This window comes from Pedobacter suwonensis (genome assembly GCF_044762335.1).
In the GTDB taxonomy this organism is placed as follows: Bacteria; Bacteroidota; Bacteroidia; order Sphingobacteriales; family Sphingobacteriaceae; genus Pedobacter.
Genome location: NZ_JBIWEB010000005.1, coordinates 328,700 through 347,271, shown reverse-complemented (window position 1 = coordinate 347,271; position 18,572 = coordinate 328,700). Strand labels below are relative to the sequence as shown.

The window sequence follows — 18,572 nt, the reverse complement described above, 5'->3', positions numbered from 1 at the left end:
CATTAACTTTACTAAAGTGTTTTCAAAATTCAATGTTATTGAACCTTCACCACTTTATTTTTCCAGCCATTGCCATTTTCGATTTTAGAGAAATTTGCAATTAAAAAATTTTTAGCTGTACCCTTTGCTTCAAAACGGTTATCAGACAGTATAACATAATCTGATCGATTATTAAATATCACATTGGAATCATATTCGAAAGTACCATCTATTTGAAAGGTATTATCCGTGATGTTAATTTGTGGCGATCCTAAAAGCTTTTTAGTATCAATAAACAGTAATGAGCGATCTCCAAAGTTTGCTCTTGCGTAGGTTTTTTTTACCGTTTTAAGCATTCGTAAATTTTTATTACTGATGTAGTTTCCTTGAAAAGTTAAACTTTTATAGGAAGTTTGCTGATTACCCTCAACCAGAACAAAACCCAAATCGCTACCTAACAATTTATTGTTTATAATGCGGTGCCCACCATCTGTTTCTTCAACATGTAAGGCGCGGTCATAGCCTTCTTCTACCAGGTTATTGCTGATGAGGATATCTTTGCACATATATTCAACAACCAGGCCCGACCTTCCTAACTGACCTGTTTGAGATAACTTATTGTTAATATAATTGTTACTGATCTTACCCCTTCTTACGTTTGACATATAAATTCCATCGCCATAGCTATCATTTTGAGGATTATAGCCCCAAACATTTAAAATCTTTGAGTTCAATACTTCAGCATATTGGAAACAGGCTGATACGGGAATTCCCTCTTGCTTAGTTGTTGAGATATGAATTCCTTGTCCGTAAAAATCTTTGACAACAACATTCTCGATGTTTGCTTGTTTTTTATCGTAAATAAGCAGGGCAGCAGACCAATCTGCTTTGTTGATTTTTGGATGAGCATTGCTAAAAGGTAAATTTTTTCCAACAAGCGTGACATTTTTGATTTTAAATATACTTGCAGCATTTTTGAACAAATAGCCACGGGCAACGAGGATGTCTGTTAAAGAACTTGAAACAAACGTAGGATTGGTTTTATTCTGCTGTTCACCAAGTATTTCTTTAGTTCCTTCCACATAATTTAACACCAGCGCCCTACGCAGCTTATACTTGCCATATGGAATCACAATCTTAGCGTTTAGGCTTTTTACGGCCAAATTAAAACACCTTTGTATAGCTTCGGTATCATCAGCAATGCCATCACCTTTAGCACCAAAACTTTTAATATTATAAACTTTGATGTTTTGCGTTTGTCCATATCCCAGGCAGGAAATACTGATGGTAAAACATATGATAAAAAAGCGCTTAACATAACAACCCATAAGCAAGTTTAAAAAATGAACACCTTTATCGATTTTTATCCTGTACAAGGTACATCAAATCGGCAACCGATTTTGCCAAACGGGACTTTAATGTTTGCTTAAATGGCAACTCAATTTTGGCAACGGAATATCTTTCAAATCGATAAAAATTGATCATCGCTTTCAGTTTCTGGATAGCGGGTATATCATCATTTACCAATTCGCCATAACACATACAAGTATTAACAGGGCTATTTTTTCTAACTTTAAAAATATTGGAGGTTAAGCCGCCCGGCTGATATTCGCACATGTAAATATTTTTGTTGATATATCTAAGACAATAATTCTTTAAGCGATTAAAAAAGAGGGCTTCAGGACAGAATTTTTCTCCTGCGGTTTCGGGAAATGGATATTTTTCAAAAATGGATGTTCTGATCACCTCGGCTTTATCCCCTTTTTCCTTAAACTTATATCTAAAGTCTAAAGGGCTACAATCTATCTGTGTATACTGTGGATTTCCAATCGCATTACCGTCCAGTGTGCACCTGTTAAATACAATGCCGGCTATAGCGGAATTTTTTTCAACTTCAATCCAGCGTTTCTGTATTGTCTCTACGGCATCTATCGTAAGGTAATCATCCGTATCTACAATAAAAAAGACAGGCGTTTGAGCGAGCTTCACACCAACGTTTATGGCAATATGCTTTCCTGCATTTTCCTTTTTGTGATACACCAGCTTAAATGGTAGCTCCAACTGTTGCAGCTCAGCAAAAAACAACTCCGTACCATCTGTGCTACCATCATCTACAACAATCCATTCGAACTGGTAGTTGGTTTGCTCTAAAAGACTTTTATATAATCTTTCAATCAATTGCCTTCGATTGTAGGCCGGGGTAAAAATGGATATGAACATATTAGTTGATGGTTTTTCGCATAATGGTCTTGAAAACAAGTGCTAAAGTGCTTCCATAAATACTAAACTTATGGCGCAAAAGGATATTTATCTTCGTAACTAAATTATCAGACAATGCAAATTTAAAGTATGCCCTGAACAAATCCCTTTGTTCCACCCGAAGTTCCTCTTCATAAATTGCGTAAAATGACCTGGTAGCGTTAAAATGTTTTCGGTCAATTACAGGTATTTCACTTTTAAAAATTGATTTTATTCTCGCGGCTTTATCGTAATTGATGTTAGAGGTAGCTTTATTACTATGAAACTGTCTATATAACATTAAAGACAGCTCTACACTTTTTAATTTCGCAAAAGTAACGGCTCCTAATGTAATAAAATGATCATGCATCACCACCTCTGCTGGTATACTTTTAAGTTTATCTCTTAGCTGCTTATTGAACATCAACGAACACCCTTGTATTCCCGCATTAAGAAATAACTGCTCCCTTAAATTTTTGGGGCTTGAGTTAGTAATCCGGTCTGCAATGATTCCGCGATCATGGGTGTAGGCATAACCGTTTGCAAAACAGGCCAGCGGATAGTTTACACTTTCGAATTTAGCGACTAACAACGCAAGCTTGTTTTCGAACCAAATATCGTCCTGGTCGCAAAAAATTGCCAAATCAGCAGTTGAACTTTTAAATAAATGCATAAAGTTAGCAGCTGCACCGCCACAAACAATGCCATCCTCTATTAAAAAAATACGTTTATCTATCTTCATGTACTTTTTTATGATGGCTATCGTATCGTCGCTAGAACCATCATCATGGATCTTAAGATTCCAATCCTTAAATGTCTGACTGATTAAAGACAGTAGTTGGTTCTCTAAATATTGAGCACCATTATAGGTTGCCATTAAAATATCTAATTGTGCCATGAATATTAAAAATAAGGACGAATAAGTGCTGGATCAATTAGTTTAATTCCGTAATATAAAAAAAATAAAAGGAAGACAATATGAAGCATGAAATAGTAATATCGTTTCTCTCCAGTTTGAAGTACATAAAGCATATTTGGCAGAAGCAAAATACCAAATTGAAATAAGAGATATGAAAACCTTTGAAATATTGACGTTTGATAAAAGATTAAACTTAACGCTAAGCCTAAAGCAAAAACCCTGTAATATAGGGAATAACTTAAATCTTTAGTATCATTAAAAACGCTAGCATTTATGAAATAGATTGCCATAATTAAAAACCCCAATGCAGCCACTGCCAGTCCACCTCCACTTTCTTCTTCCAAATAAATTTGCATATGCTCCGGTACTCCACCTAAGGTTAATACAACCGAAAAGAAATTATAAAATATGCCGATTAAAGATAATACAACCAATACTGGATAAAAGTATTTATTCTTTATAAAAAAACAAAGGGCAAGCACGGGTATCAATATAAATGCGCTATTATGAAAAAGAAGTGAAGCCGCAAATAAAAGCAAAGCCCTGAAATATTTAAATTGCGCGAGATTATGTAAGCTCCAAAAAACTAAAGCGCAACTTAAGCCATATCTAATTTGTGTAAAATCACGATAAAGCAAAAAGAAACTTAAATAAAATAACAGCGATGTAAAGGGGAAACAGGAGTTTTTATAAAAAAAAGTATAGTTTAAAATGCCTGTTGCAGATGCCACCAAAATAAACAATACCCGTTCATCACCACCCATAACGAGGATAAGCTTATTGAGCAACATATATCCACGTTCTGTGTTTTCTGAGTAGTCACCTTTGAAAATCTCCAGAAACGTGTAATTATCTGCCTGTTTTAACATCTCGACATAGTTTATACTGTCGTTATCAAGCCCTATTGCTTTAAATCCTACCAATGCTATGAGAAACAAACAAAATAGGGTATAAATACTTACTTTTAAATAAACTTTATCGGTAAAGTCTAAGACACAAAAAAGAAAAGACAGGATAAATACCAGATAGTATATTAACATAATCCTGTGTATTTAGAAATAACGATATGTACAACAGGCAAAAACTTTCCTGAAAGCTTGTAATCTGTATGGGAGCGAATGCATTCCACCTTGACGTCAAATCCTACCTTTCTCCATTCGAGCCAAAACGATTTTCCTTTATAAAAACCTATATTTTTTAACATAATAGAATATCACTAAAAAAATAACAGTTTCTACTGTTAACATGCTATAAATAGCTCCGTTTATCTGATAATAAAAAACAGCCAATATACTGCATGGGATACTTAAAAACCCGGTAATTAAATAAATAGCAGAGAATTTCCTTTTATGCATTTCATTACCCAGGGCCAGCAAACCTAATTGTCCGCCCACGCCGCCTAAAGCAATTGGAAAAATCATGGTCATGAAGAGTAGTAACAAATAACTGGCATTACCGTTAAATCCTACCAAAAATTTGGAAACAATCCAACTTTCAAAGAAAATAAAACTCAAAAATGATACCATCATTGTTATAGCAACGCCGAACAATACCATTTTAAATATCTTTTTTGCCTTTTCAAAATCTGTTTGTTTTAATCTTGCTAACAATGGGAAACATGCCTGATTAATGGGGCCGAGAACGCCAAAACAGATAACCCTTACAATACGTTCAATCGCCGCAAAAAGACCGACGTTGTAGGGCGTAGAGAAAAACCCTAAAAGTAACGTTAAACTATTAGTATATAAACTTATTGCAGAATTAGATAGAAATATTGGCCATGATCCCTTTATTTCATCGATATAATTGCCTGGATCTTTCGAGAAACAAAAATCTTTAAAATAGTATCTATAATTTTTATAAACATAGCCTATAGAGATTAGGCCTGCCAGCAGAATAGCTAAAGACTGAATAAAAATGGCCATTCCGGCATCGTCTTTATGCTTTACCAGGATAAATATCAAAGGATATGATAATAGTTTAGCGCATGCATTGATCAAGCTTAGCGCTTTCATCTTATTTAATCCCTGAAACCACCAGATGGGAAATAAAACGACACCTAAAACCATGGTCAAAGAAATCCAAATACCTTCCCGGTATTCAAATAATTTATCTATAAATAAAGTAGCGATGATGGTGATCAGTGAAGCAATCAGGAAAAAAACAAATTTTATCACCAATATATTCCAAAAAATTGCTTTTACCTTATGCTCATGATCAACATTTTCTGCTATCTTTTTTGTTGCAGTGATGTTAAACCCAAAATCAACAAACAATATGATAAATTGCGAAAACGCGAATGCATAACTATACTTACCGAATGACTCCGTTGAAAGGGTAAGCAATAAGTAAGGTAGTGTTAATAAAGGCAAAAGATAATTTAATCCCTGGATCAAATATAAATAAAGGGAATTACCAAGAATAATTTTGAGCTCGCTCTTCATCAATCACTTTCGTCTAATTTAAACTTTTCTTATAATAATTTATCCAGAGACTCTGGCATTTTTAAATTTCATCATACCTAGAACCGGAAATTCAATGACGGTGTTACGCAACAGCATCTAAATAAATTTTTCTGATTACTAAGATCATAAAAGCTAAAAATCCAAATAACATCCCCCCGATAACTGCATATTTTACTTTACTTGTTTTCTCTACTTCTAATGGTAATATTGGCGTATCTATCAGTTGAATGAGTGGCGTTTCTTTTAACAAAGCCATTTTTGTAATTTCCAGGTTTTTAACCATTTCGCTAAGTATTGCTTTGTTTGTTTCAGCAGAAAACTGTGCCTTTTGCGCAGGTGCTACACGCTGAACCTGCCTGGTGGGGTTTAGGTTGGGCGTAGCATCGGTAACTTCAACTGCGGCGTAAATCGCGCCATTCATAACAGCCCTTACCGAGTCTGCCTTATGTTGCAAAACAGCAACACTCGATGCAGACCGCTTAGTTTTAGTTTTCACATAAAAGTCGTTCACAGCAGCAACAAGCTGTTCAGAAAAAGTCTTAGCAAAAAGCTCGTCCTGGGATTTAACTTCTACTTTGATTTTGCTTAGCTTTTTATCGGGCTTTCCAACACTCAAATAGTTTTCATTAATATTTTTAACCACCTCGCGGAGAATACTATCTTTTAGGACAGAGTGCTGGTTAATCGCACTAAAATTAACCTTCGACCAGGCTGTTCGCTTCCATTTCGATTTTAAGCCATATATTGCTATAAACCGATCTATTAGTAGAATTGGTTTTCCACTTATGCGAACGGGTGTTAATAGTGCTTTTTGAATCATTAAGCGTGACTTATATAATTCAATTATATTATCGCCCTGAAAAACACCGCCGCCGCCGCCAATATCAATACCCGCCATGGATGCCAGATTACCTAAATTTGCTAATCCGCCTGTTTTTTCACCATCTTCTAAAACAAACGTGGTTATAGCCGTGTATGTTGGTTTTTTATAGATTGCATAAGCTAAGCCGAGCGTAACACCCAATAAACAGAAAATTAAGAAGGTAATCCACTTTGAAAGCAAATAAGTTTTCCAATCTCTCATAATAATAATGAGCTCTCTTAAAGATACCTTACTATTTGCAGTTTGCATTTTCTGACTTTCTGTTGTCATTTTTTCTCTTTTAGTTCTTTGCCTGCCTATCGTATTAAGTGTCTATAACTATTGCCTAGACCTTACAAGGATTTGTATTTTGTTTATTCAGAAGTGTATCTCCAGCATGGGGCATTATTTTTTAGAAATAATACGGACAAGATTTACTTTACTATCAGTTTAATGCTGGGATGTCATCTTAATAAACTAACTATAATCGCTCCTAATGAAGCTACTGCCGTTCCAATTCCAATCCAGCTTTGTGCACTTAACCGTTCTCTTTCTGCTCTTTTCGGAACCAGTATTTCTGCACCAGGTTTAACGACAGGATAATTATTAAAGAATAAAAATTTACTTACTGCCGCAGCAGAGCCATTGGCATATTTAATATAAGTCCCACTTTTTCTCGCATTTGAGGTAAAACCACCTGCACCGTTGATATATTGCCTCAGGCTTTTTCCTGGCAGATAAACGATACTGTTTGGATTGAGTACTTCTCCTGTAATCCGAACAGTTTGTAAGGTACGGGGAACGCGGATCACATCACCATCTTCGACAATCAAATCATATTTACCTAGTGGTTTTTCAATGATGCGCTGCAGATTAATACCAACCAAGTCACTTTCAATCAGTTTTTGCTCGATCTCTGCTGATAAGGTATCTTTTGCACCAGCTTCCTGGGCCCGTTTTAAATTTAGATACTTTTTCTCTTCTTCATCCTTATTATTAATCGCATTTTTATCTGCTGGATTTACTTTTTCTGCACCCGGACGTTTCAAACTGGCTCCATCAGCATAAGCATAAGAAGTAAGTCCGCCTGCTCTCTTGATCACATCAGAAATACGCTCATTTTTATTGGTAATGGTATATACTCCCGGATACAGCACCTCCCCCTCTAGTTTGACCTGTTTTTGAACAGAATAACCTTCTGCATTTCTTACCGATACAATATCAAAAGGCTGCAAAACAAAAGTCGGCCCCTCAATTTTCAGGTTACGGTCAACTGAAAGGGTGAATATTTCTGCCGTGCGCGATGTTTTACCAATAGTATCCGCACTCTTAACCCTTCTGGAGATTTCAATACGGCTAGGCGTAGCACCTTCTTTAAATCCGCCTGCCATTTGGATTAAATCCTGGACACTGGTATTATCTGCGTACTGGAAGGTACCAGGCTTCCTTACCTCTCCCTGAATACTCAGTTTGTATTCATCCCTCAGATCAAACAAAGAAGATATGGTTACTTTATCCTCTCTTTGCAGTGGGATGTCAGCCTGTGAGCCAGACATGATCTTCGCCACATCAAAAGAAATTAAACTGGCGGTATTGTCGAAATTTAAACGGTTAATATAACCTCTGTTTAAAAAGGCATCTTCTTTCAAGCCTTCGGCTTTCGTAATCAGGCTTTTTAAAGTAGCACCATCTTCCAGAGCATACATCCCGGGACGGAAAACAGCCCCATTGATTTCCACCTTATTGGCAAAACGTTCTAAAATGGCATCTACAATAAATTTATCTCCATTCTGAGGCTTATAGCTATTAAATTGTGTGTTCGGAACATCAACAATTTTACGTTCTCTGTTGGTATTTTGCAATACTTTAATATTGGCGCTATAAGCTTCGGTTGAAAAGCCCCCGGCAAAACGCAGCACATCAGCCAGGCTTTCACCTGATACGACCTCAAACAAGGCCGGTCTTTTAACCTCGCCGGACATTTCAACGCGTTTTTCATAAACAGGAATATTAATCACATCCTGATCCTGCAAACGGATATTCCCTTTCTGGACACCATTGAGCAAGAAGTCGTACACATCAATGGTGGACACAACCTTATTTCCTCTGATGACCTGAATTTTACGGAAGGATCCGTTTTCATTTGGCCCGCCTGAAGCATTTAAAGCATTAAATACGGTTGAAAGCGAGGATAGGGAGTAAGAACCTGGCTTTACCACTTCACCAACCAGAGTGATTTTGATCGTCCGGATATTCCCCAGATTGACCGCCACACTTGTTCTGCCTGTTTTTAATGAAGGGTATGTAGAGCCAAGACTGCTACGTATTTTACTGATCGCCTGTTCAATGGTAAGGCCACCAACCGAAATGTTCCCGACATACTGTACACGTATAATTCCATCAGGACTAACCTTCAGCTTATAACTGGCTTCGTTATCGCCACTTAAATCGATCAAAAGTTCATCATCCGGCCCAATGACATAACCTTTAGGAGTAGCCATTCTAAGATTGGGCTCGAATGTAAGGCCACTACTGGAAAAAAGTTCTTTCCCGAAGATTGTAGGCTTTAAACCTTCGAATATATTGTTATTGTTTCCCTGTATACTTTTGGTTGAATCACGGTTAATTCTGACTGCTGTTCTTGACCGCTCATCGCTTTCTGCTGCACCACTATTCGACGTGTTGGTGCCTTGCACGGCACCACTGGTTGTTCCATCCTGCTTTCGGATTTTCTCTACCCTTATCCGCAGTTTTTGAATTTCCTCAGCTTTCATACCTTGTGCAGCGGCCATCTGCTCCAACTGCGCATCATTATAACCGATAGATTCTGCACGCTGGATCAATTGTCTGATCTGGGTATCGTTCAGGTCGTCGACCTTTACATTTGCATAATTGGTCTGAGCCATTGACTGCTGGAAAACAGTCAGCATGATCAGAAATAGTAAGGTTGTAAATATGTTTTTCAACTTTATTAGGTATAGGAAGTATTATTGATTATTCGAAATAGTTCAGCGTGTTGAACCCACCTTCTTTTAAATACTGGTCTTTTTTCATGACCTGCAAATCTGAATGCACCATTTCTTTTACTAACGCGGGAAGATCGTATTTTGGTGTCCAGCCTAATTGCGTTTTCGATTTTGTAGGGTCGCCAAGCAGCAAATCAACTTCCGTAGGCCTGAAGTATTTGGCATCAACCTGGATCACCGTTTGCCCTGGTTTTACAATATCCGCATTTAACCCCAAACTGGTCATTAATTCTTCGTCAACACCGATTACAACCCCTTTTTCATACTCATCTTTTCCGCTAAATTCAATTTCTATTCCGAGTTCGGCAAAACTCATTCTTACAAAATCCCTAACCGTTGTGGTCACCCCGGTTGCAATTACATAATCTTCAGGTTTTTCCTGCTGTAAGATTAGCCACATGGCTTCAATGTAATCTTTTGCATGTCCCCAATCCCGCTGGGCAGAGAGGTTACCCAAAAACAAACATTGCTGTAAACCAAGGGCAATTTTAGCCGTCGCCCGGGTGATTTTACGGGTTACAAAAGTTTCTCCTCTTAAGGGGCTTTCGTGGTTAAAGAGAATGCCGTTGCAGGCGTACATGCCATAAGCTTCACGGTAATTTACCGTAATCCAATAAGCATACATTTTCGCCACAGCATAAGGCGATCGCGGATAAAAAGGTGTGGTTTCGCTTTGCGGAACCGCCTGTACCAATCCATATAATTCTGAAGTAGAGGCCTGATAGATCCTGGTTTTGGTTAATCCAAGTATCCTGATGGCTTCCAAAAGCCTAAGCGTACCTATTCCATCTGCATTAGCGGTATATTCAGGCATCTCAAAGCTCACGTGCACATGGCTCATCGCTGCCAGATTATAAATCTCGTCCGGTTGTGTCTCCTGGATAATCCTGATCAGGTTTGTGGAATCCGTAAGGTCACCAAAATGAAGTTTGAAATTAACATCGCTTTCATGCTGATCCTGGTACAGGTGATCGATCCGATCGGTATTAAACAACGACGACCGCCTCTTCAAACCATGAACCTTGTATCCCTTTTTAAGCAGAAACTCTGCAAGATAAGCCCCATCCTGGCCTGTAACACCTGTTATTAGCGCAACTTTCATATACTTTATTTGATAACCTTTTAAGCGAGCAAACATACGTATTTTTTTTAGCTAAATAATAAACAGGGCCAGCTCAACCGACAATAAATTGAAAAAGATATTTTCTATCACATACCCTATTGACTGTCAATATCTAAAATATAAATGCATATCAGTAATCTACTTCTGATAAATATCTTTACTTTTGATGTTGATATCCAATTTAAATGAAAAAAATTATACTCCTTTTAATTCTTTTGGCACACTCGCCATTCATTTTTTCTCAAACAAGTGCAGACTACAATTATTCCATAGGTTTAAGAGCCTACAGCATCATGCAACTGCCCAAAATACTCAACCAGACCAACTACCAGGATTTTAGCCATACCTATGCGAATGCACTATTGATGAAATTCAACGATAACCAGATCAGCTACCGGGTTGGGGGCAATTTTTACCGAAAAGATATTACCTTTCCCAATACCTGCGCCAACTGTGAAACTGCGGTGGGGACAGTAACCGATTTTGCCTTTAAAGTTGGCTTTGAAAAGAATTTTACCTATTCCCGTATTCAGCCCTATTTCGGAATAGACCTGGGCTACCGCTCTAACCGGTTTAGCGGTAATACTTATCCGGGCAATACGATGTATGCAGCTACCGCAAGGTATGCAGAGTCATCAAAAAACGGTCTGGTGTTATCGCCTGTAATTGGTGTGAAGCTCAATTTACTGCCTTATATGAACGTATTTGCCGAAAGCAGTCTTGATTATTTTTATTCGTATGAACGCCAGGATTTAACCGATGCAAACGGAACTTCCAGAACGGTAAATACCTATCAAAAATCAGAGTTTCTGCTTAACCTTTTCTCTGCCGGAATCCAGTTTAATATCAGCAGACGAAACTAGATTTAAAAATATAACTAATTAAATACTTCGATAAATGATCGTCATCTCGACTGTAGCACAGCGAAATGGAGAGATCTATCCAGGCAGATTTTGCTTCGTAGCGCTTTCGGTCTCTTTAACTGCGTTTCACTCCATCCGAAATAACGGTAACTCAAAGAAATTTTACGCGTAGATTAATTGCTGTTGTTATATTGATTTTTACATAATAATTAATCCCTTAGTGTAACAGTTATAAAAATTTAAACAGTCTCTGGGATTGATAGCTATAAGTATGGGATAAGCTGATGTACATCTCCTGTGTAGTATCAGAACTTAAATAAGGCTTAAATTTTAAATATGTGTCTTATAGCCCCCGGATTTATTTCCTGATTGCCTTTTCCCATATCGCTGATTGCTTTCCTTTAAAAAACCGTAAAGTACCTGCCACTACCGCATAATTCATCATACAGAAATAATAGGGAATGAATAAAATTTTAAGTCTGATTTTCCGCTTTTCCAGCCAGAAACCGCAGAGTGCCATCAGATAAAACAGCGTTTGCAGTAAAAACAGGGTATAATATATATTACCGCCGTACTGTGCTATGATAAGCACATTAGTGAGGTAGGCAGCAATGAGCGCCAGCGGCGTCAGTGTCCACCTCAGCACACGGTGGCTGATGTACTGAAAGGTAAGTACGGGATCCCTGAAAGGGTTCATCAGCGATTTTAACCAGATAACCGACTGGATGCCCCCGGCTCCAATCCTGACCTTACGTTTGAGTTCTTCGCTGATATTTGCAGAGGAAGTTTCCTGGGCGAAAGCATCCGGCTCATATTTAATGCGGTAACCCTTTTCTGCAATCCGCATCGAGATCATAAAGTCGTCAAGAATACTATTTTTCGGCACGGGCTGATAAAGTGACCTCCTGATGCTATATAATTCGCCTGCCGCACCTACAACAGTATGCAGTTCTGAATCCCATTCCTTCAGCTTCGATTCATACTTCCAGTAAATCCCTTCTCCGGCAGTTGCATCGGCGTGCTTGTCAGTATATACTTTTTTCTCGCCTGCAACCCCGCCCACGCGTTCATCTGCATAATGTTTGCAGAGATGGAAGAGGGCATCTGCATTAAGGAAGGTGTTTGCATCAGTAAAAACGACAAGGTCGGTATCAACACTTTCCATGGCGCGGTGTACCGCTGCGATTTTCCCTTTACGATCTGCAGAATGCATGAGTTGAATCTGCTGATAACGCGAAACAATTTCTGGCGTACGGTCTGTTGAGCCATCTGTAACAAAAATAAGCTGAAGCTTCCCGGCAGGATAATTAAGGGCCAGCGTATTATTAATCTTCTCTTCAATAAAATCCTGCTCATTGAAAGCTGCTACAATAAGTGTACAGGTTGGCAGCTCCTGATCACCAAAAACTTTAGGAACGGCCGGAGCAAATACACGTTTAAGCAAAATCAGAAAGTATAGTACAATCCCATAGCCGATATAGGTATAAAACACCAGCAGAATAGCGATAATGAAGAAAACTTGCATAAAATAATATATTGGTATATGTTTTTGGGGTTAAAATGACTGGGTATCATGGCTGAGATTCCAATAGACCGCTTTGAACAAGACATTAATATGTTTAAGCTTACCTCTGATCAGGAATTTCAGGAAGTTTCTCGGAAATACAATCAGGCCAAAATAAAGGCAGAACAGCGTCCGTTTATAAAAAGCGAAATGCTTTCTCACCAGCAATATCCGGTTCCTGTTCATGTAATAAACTTTAAGCGGACTATCTGCCCCGACCGAAACGGATTCTTTATGGTAAATCTGGGCAAACGTATTCACCCGGATCTTAAACCCTGCTTTTCGGATGTTCAGGCTCCAGTCCATTTCCTCATAATAGAGAAAAAAGTTCTCTGCCATTAATCCGGCCTGCTCGCAAACTTCGCGCGAAACCATCATTGCCGCACCATGCGCAAAAGCGGTAATAAAAACTTTGTTATCGTACTGCCCCTGATCATCTTCAAACTGACCCAAACAGTGGTTTCTGGCTGTAATCGAGGTAAGTTCTGTAAAACCAACGTACTGGATCTTCCCCGGATGCTCAAAATACCTGATTTTTGGGCAGACTACCCCTGTATCAGGGAAATCCTGAAAAGTTGCACTAAGCGTTTCCAACAGGCCGGGAGTAAACTCGGTATCATTATTTACCAGAAAAAGGTAATCGCCATCTGCTGCTGCGATCCCCAGGTTGTTTCCTCCTGCAAATCCGAGATTCAGCTCCGATTGAATAAATTTAACCTGAGGATACCTCTCCTTCCAAACAGGAATAAAATTCTCTTTGCTGCCGTTATCCACAATAATGATCTGGATGTTGGGATAAGTGTTTGTTGTAAAAATGGAGTCGAGTAATTGTTGGGTTACCGCTGGCTGATTATAATTTACACTGATAACTGAAATTTTTTTGCCCTGCAGATTTTCAGTCAGATTCATCATCGGTTGCTTACGGATTTAAAAAATTGTGGGTCCATTTTAATTGCTTTTCATCTGCAGGTTTTGGGTAGTAGCTAACCGTTTACCCAGTTTCGGCCTGGTTCCAGCTACTGCTATGCGTGATCAAATTTATAATAATAACACTAAATAAGGCTTAAAATTTAAGGAAAAGCTGATCAGATTATACAAATGCATCTGATCTATATTCCTTTTATCTATAAATCTGATCTCTGAACACCGATTTACAACTGAGCATTCTAAAGAAAAGGACTGATTATTTAATAAAAAATTGCATTTATAAGGGTTCTATTTATATCTTAGATGTTTCGAAATTTAGACCTGCATGCTCTTTAATTCCCTCAGTTTCTTTCTGTTTTTCTCCACTGTCCTCCTACTTTACTATTTTTTGCCAAAAAAATATGTGTGGATGATGTTGCTGGCCGCCAGCCTGTTTTTTTACATGTGCTGGAAGTGGGAATACATCTTTCTGCTCTTCTTCCCTGCAACCATAGATTTTTTCGTTGCCAGGCGGATAGAGAAAACGGCAGCGCAACGGAGAAAAAAAATGCTCCTTTGCATCAGTATCATCACCAACCTCGGGCTTCTTTTCTACTTTAAGTATTTTAATTTTTTTCTCGACAGTATCAATACCACATCTGCATGGCTTGGATCACCACTCTTATTGCATAGTGCAAAAATTCTTCTTCCTGTAGGGATTTCTTTCTATACCTTTCAGAGCATAAGCTATACCGTAGAGGTTTACCGTGGAAATATGATTGCTGAAAAGAATTTTGGCAGGTTTGCGCTTTTTGTGTCGTTTTTCCCACAACTGGTAGCAGGCCCCATCAACCGCCCGCAGGTATTGCTTCCACAGGTGAACAACCTAAAGCCGCTTGAGGCTGACAACCTGATTATCGGCGCCAGGCGAATATTATGGGGGCTGTTTAAAAAAGTAGTGGTGGCAGACCGGCTGGCATTTTTTGTCAACCTGGTTTACAACAATCCCGAATCGTACCATGGCTTATCTGTTCTTTGTGCCACCATATTCTTTGCTTTTCAGATCTACTGCGATTTTTCAGGCTATTCTGATATTGCCATCGGCGTAGCTAAAATGATGGGAGTTGACCTGATGAGAAATTTTAACAAGCCTTACTTCTCATCATCAATACGCGAATTCTGGAGCAAATGGCACATTTCGCTGTCTACCTGGTTCAGAGACTATCTCTATATTCCGCTTGGAGGAAACAAGGTGGGAATGGGCCGCTGGATATTTAACTTATTCATTACTTTCCTGGTATCAGGAGTATGGCATGGCGCAAGCGTAAATTTTATTATCTGGGGAGCGTTACACGGTTTGTTGATCTCACTTGAATCGTTAAATCAGCGAAAAAAGTTTTTCAATTTTAAACTCCCGCGATGGCTGGGTACATTCTGGACATTCTCAGCGGTATGTTTTGCATGGATTTTTTTCAGGGCTAACAACCTCCATGATTCTTTTACAATCATCAACAACCTATTTGATTATAGTCATTCCTTTATTGCTGAGATCAAACAATCAACAGGGGCTGATCTTTACAACTTCGCCGTAGGCTTTCCACTGATTTTGTTATTGCTCATCTTTGAAGGTTTTTGGGGGAACCAAAGGGTGCAATATTATTTCTATGCCTATCAATCGCTACGTTTTTTAAGCTACCTCACCTTAATCCTACTTATTGCCTTATTCGGGGTACTGGTATCACAAAGCAGTTTCATTTATTTTCAATTCTAGCCATGAAGAATTTTTTTATTCAGCTATTTAAACTACTTCTGATCTGTTATCTGATATTCTGGTTGCTGGATGAAGGTTTTACCTATGTATTTCAGAAAGGAAATTATACTAAAATACAGTGGCTGGACAAGGTTAGTAACCAGAAGTTTGATTTTGCCGTTCATGGAAATTCAAGGGCATATACATCGCTGGATCTAAAAATGATCGAGCAGCAGACAAAAAAGAAAGGGATCAACATCTCTGTAGATGGAAGTTCCATTACCGATCAGTACCTGATGCTGAAGCTGTTTATATTGAAAAACAACAAGATAAAAAAATTATACCTGCAGATCGACCCTTTCTCCTCTAATACAGAGCAAATTTTTGATTTTGCCGTACCTAAATTTTTCCCGTACATTAAAGAACCGGTGGTATTTGATCATTTTAAACAATTCGGATATGAATGGTATGCCTACAGATATATACCTTTTTACCGGTATGCCAAATACAACACCCTATGGGGAATTCACGAAGTGATTAATGATGGATTTAATATACTGCCCCAAGACTTTGACGGTTACGGAGATTTCTTTTATCCTGACGTGGCCTACAAAGGGCCAACGAAGCTGAGAGACCTTACTTTCGATCTGAAAGGAAAATATAAGTTCCTGAATGATATCATTGCACTTTGTAAGGCCAGTAAAATTGAACTCATCTTATTTACAGCGCCAGTGGCCGATATTAAAATTGATGAAAGGTATAAACAGAACATCGCTGATTTTACCCTGCAGATGAAAAGGGATCAAGGGGTTGAATATTTAAATTTTGGTGATATTTATCAGCACGACCCAACCTTTTTTTATAACGAAATCCACATCAACCAAAAGGGTGCAGAAGATTTCACCAAGCGTATGATGCCGGTTTTTGCAAGGTAATAATCATGCTCCGCCCGGTTTCCGAATACACTACATTTTTAGAGAAAATTATCCCCCAAGTACCCGTTTAATTCTTTTTAAAGAACCCTTTATCAATCCTCCATCAATTTGTATTCTTCTGTCGGTGGTCCAGGTCAGCGCGCTGATGGCGGTAACCAGATGGAGTTTTCCAAAGCCCTTATTGCGCAATTTTAGTGCGAGCCAGCCATCTTCATTGGTTCCCGGTGGATGGTTAAAACCATCTACGGCGATTCCCTGCTCGCGCCTAAAGCCCGAATTGAATCCATATACATTTACGGCCTCCTCCTTAAAAACCTTATTCATCCACCGCGAAAGCCTTGCCAGGTGTTCATAAAAAAAATAGGTTGCGCGACCTGTTTCTGCAATAGGCAAAAAAGCGAATCTACCATAAGTAAGGGCGATGCCTGGGTTCTCCAGCGGCACAGTCATCTGTTCAATCCAGTCTGCAGGATAAATGGTATCCGCATCAGCATTTAATATGTATTTACCGCGGGCAACCGCAAGGCCGGCGTTACGGGCAAAAGTAATTCCCTGCCTGCTTTCCAGAATACATTGTACCCCGGTACTTTTAACAAGGGCTTCAGTATGATCGGTAGAATTGTTGTTTACCACAATAATTTCTACCACCCTTTTTGTTTTATTGGCAGCCAAAGAGGCGAGGGTAGGTAGGATATTATCCTGCTCGTTGAATGCCGGCATCACCACCGATACTTCCGGAACACCATTAGAGATCGTTTTATAGGAGGCCCTGGCCTTAGCGCCCAACTCTTCGGAGGTGAACCGTTTATCAATAAACTGTTTAATATGTTCAGGAACTTTGATTGGCCACATGACTGATGTTTTAAAACACAATATTAAAGAAATACTTCAATAATTTTAAGGTTTGCAATATATTTGAATAGGTAAAGGGGTCAAAACTTCAAATTTAGATCGATAAGGTTTAAAAAGATGAATAATAATTTTAATTCCCTAAATTTGTATGTTCTACCGAAACAAAAAGCCTCTATTTCAAACGAATGTCCAAACAAAGAGAAACTATCCATATTGTTATCGCAACGGATAACCACTATGCCATTTTACTGGCCCCCCTGATCAAATCGGTACAGGCCAACCATAAAACCGGTGAGCAGATTGCCTTCGCGATTATTGATAATGGAATTTCCAAACTGAACATTCAGAAGCTACGATCAATGGTTGATGGTAATGATTATACCCTCAGCTTTCATGAGATGGAATCGGTTCTGCCCAAGGATATGCACCTTCCCATTGACGGTACCGGGATGCCACAGATTACCTATATGCGAATGTTTGCGCCTTATATTGTAGGTAATACCGCAAAACGGGTTATTTATCTGGATGTAGACATGATTGTGAACAGGGATATATCGGAGTTATGGTCGGTGGAACTGGACGGTAGAACCGTAGGTTGCGTACAGGACCATTCGGAAACGGTAAGTTGCGAATGGGCAGGAATACCTAATTACCGTGAACTTGGGCTTGATCCGGAGACGAAATATTTCAATGCGGGTTTGCTGGTAATCGATATTGAAAAATGGAAAAACGAAAATATACCTCAAAAAATACTGACCTGCGTAGAGGAGAATAAAGATTCGCTGCTTTTAGCAGATCAATATGCCCTGAACGTAGTTTTTGCCAATAGCTGGAAAGAACTCGACCACCGTTGGAACTGCAAGGCCGGGGTGGACGTAAAGGATCCCTTTATTATGCATTTTATTGATATTAAGCCGATCTATTCATCGTATAATGGCAGTCAGTTTTACAAAAACGAGTTTTTCCGGTATCTTAAAATGACCCCCTGGGCAGACTTCAAAATTGTACCCAATTATGTGAGGGTTTTCAGAAAAGGGTTTTACAAAGTAAAAAAAACAGTCAAAAAAATTTTTGCTTTGAAATAAAATAA

General features: G+C 38.6%; 15 protein-coding genes. 4 read left to right on the top strand and 11 right to left on the bottom strand.

What is annotated here, in order from left to right:
- Positions 1–35: 35 nt before the first annotated feature.
- From ACIQXP_RS11130 to gmd, 8 genes are all read right to left on the bottom strand, one after another.
- The gene (locus ACIQXP_RS11130; protein ID WP_293744038.1) at positions 36–1,307 is read right to left on the bottom strand and encodes a glycosyl hydrolase family 28-related protein; all 1,272 of its coding nucleotides are present in this window, start codon (positions 1,305–1,307) and stop codon (positions 36–38) included.
- A gap of 25 nt (positions 1,308–1,332) precedes the next feature.
- On the bottom strand, positions 1,333–2,199 hold the full coding sequence (locus tag ACIQXP_RS11125) for a glycosyltransferase family 2 protein (protein ID WP_293744036.1): 867 nt from the start codon (positions 2,197–2,199) through the stop codon (positions 1,333–1,335).
- Between the two features lies 1 nt (position 2,200).
- Positions 2,201–3,115 (bottom strand): glycosyltransferase, encoded by a 915-nt coding sequence (locus tag ACIQXP_RS11120; RefSeq protein WP_387505354.1) that lies wholly within the window; start codon positions 3,113–3,115, stop codon positions 2,201–2,203.
- Positions 3,116–3,120: 5 nt separating this feature from the next.
- Positions 3,121–4,176, bottom strand: a complete 1,056-nt coding sequence (locus tag ACIQXP_RS11115; RefSeq protein ID WP_293744033.1) for an EpsG family protein — start codon at positions 4,174–4,176, stop codon at positions 3,121–3,123.
- Between the two features lie 138 nt (positions 4,177–4,314).
- Complete coding sequence (locus tag ACIQXP_RS11110) at positions 4,315–5,580, bottom strand: oligosaccharide flippase family protein (RefSeq protein WP_293744031.1); 1,266 nt, start codon at positions 5,578–5,580, stop codon at positions 4,315–4,317.
- Positions 5,581–5,683: 103 nt separating this feature from the next.
- On the bottom strand, positions 5,684–6,754 hold the full coding sequence (locus ACIQXP_RS11105) for a GumC domain-containing protein (RefSeq protein WP_387505355.1): 1,071 nt from the start codon (positions 6,752–6,754) through the stop codon (positions 5,684–5,686).
- 173 nt (positions 6,755–6,927) lie between these two features.
- Positions 6,928–9,435, bottom strand: coding sequence for an SLBB domain-containing protein (locus tag ACIQXP_RS11100; RefSeq protein ID WP_387505527.1), 2,508 nt, complete (start codon positions 9,433–9,435; stop codon positions 6,928–6,930).
- Between the two features lie 22 nt (positions 9,436–9,457).
- Positions 9,458–10,591 carry a GDP-mannose 4,6-dehydratase gene (gmd, locus tag ACIQXP_RS11095; RefSeq protein WP_293744028.1) on the bottom strand — a complete coding sequence of 378 codons (1,134 nt, stop codon included), beginning with the start codon at positions 10,589–10,591 and terminating at the stop codon, positions 9,458–9,460.
- A 206-nt stretch (positions 10,592–10,797) separates the two neighbouring features.
- On the opposite strand from gmd, the gene ACIQXP_RS11090 reads away from it, so the two are divergent.
- Positions 10,798–11,475 carry a hypothetical protein gene (locus tag ACIQXP_RS11090; protein WP_387505356.1) on the top strand — a complete coding sequence of 226 codons (678 nt, stop codon included), beginning with the start codon at positions 10,798–10,800 and terminating at the stop codon, positions 11,473–11,475.
- 358 nt (positions 11,476–11,833) lie between these two features.
- Here the strand turns inward: ACIQXP_RS11090 and ACIQXP_RS11085 are convergent, their stop codons facing one another.
- A complete protein-coding gene (locus tag ACIQXP_RS11085; RefSeq protein WP_387505357.1) occupies positions 11,834–13,000 on the bottom strand; it encodes a glycosyltransferase family 2 protein in 1,167 nt (388 codons plus the stop codon).
- A 30-nt stretch (positions 13,001–13,030) separates the two neighbouring features.
- Positions 13,031–13,951: a glycosyltransferase family 2 protein gene (locus tag ACIQXP_RS11080; protein WP_387505358.1), complete on the bottom strand. Its 921-nt coding sequence runs from the start codon at positions 13,949–13,951 to the stop codon at positions 13,031–13,033.
- A 403-nt stretch (positions 13,952–14,354) separates the two neighbouring features.
- On the opposite strand from ACIQXP_RS11080, the gene ACIQXP_RS11075 reads away from it, so the two are divergent.
- Together ACIQXP_RS11075 and ACIQXP_RS11070 are read left to right on the top strand one after the other, a co-directional pair.
- A complete protein-coding gene (locus ACIQXP_RS11075; protein ID WP_387505359.1) occupies positions 14,355–15,716 on the top strand; it encodes an MBOAT family O-acyltransferase in 1,362 nt (453 codons plus the stop codon).
- Between the two features lie 2 nt (positions 15,717–15,718).
- Entirely contained in the window at positions 15,719–16,630 is a 912-nt protein-coding gene (locus ACIQXP_RS11070; protein ID WP_387505360.1) for a hypothetical protein, read from the top strand.
- Positions 16,631–16,678: 48 nt separating this feature from the next.
- On the opposite strand, the gene ACIQXP_RS11065 is transcribed toward ACIQXP_RS11070, so the two are convergent.
- Complete coding sequence (locus ACIQXP_RS11065; protein WP_387505361.1) at positions 16,679–17,482, bottom strand: glycosyltransferase family 2 protein; 804 nt, start codon at positions 17,480–17,482, stop codon at positions 16,679–16,681.
- A 185-nt stretch (positions 17,483–17,667) separates the two neighbouring features.
- Between ACIQXP_RS11065 and ACIQXP_RS11060 the strand changes: the two genes are divergently transcribed.
- Complete coding sequence (locus ACIQXP_RS11060) at positions 17,668–18,567, top strand: glycosyltransferase family 8 protein (RefSeq protein WP_293744016.1); 900 nt, start codon at positions 17,668–17,670, stop codon at positions 18,565–18,567.
- The last annotated feature ends 5 nt before the right edge of the window (positions 18,568–18,572 follow it).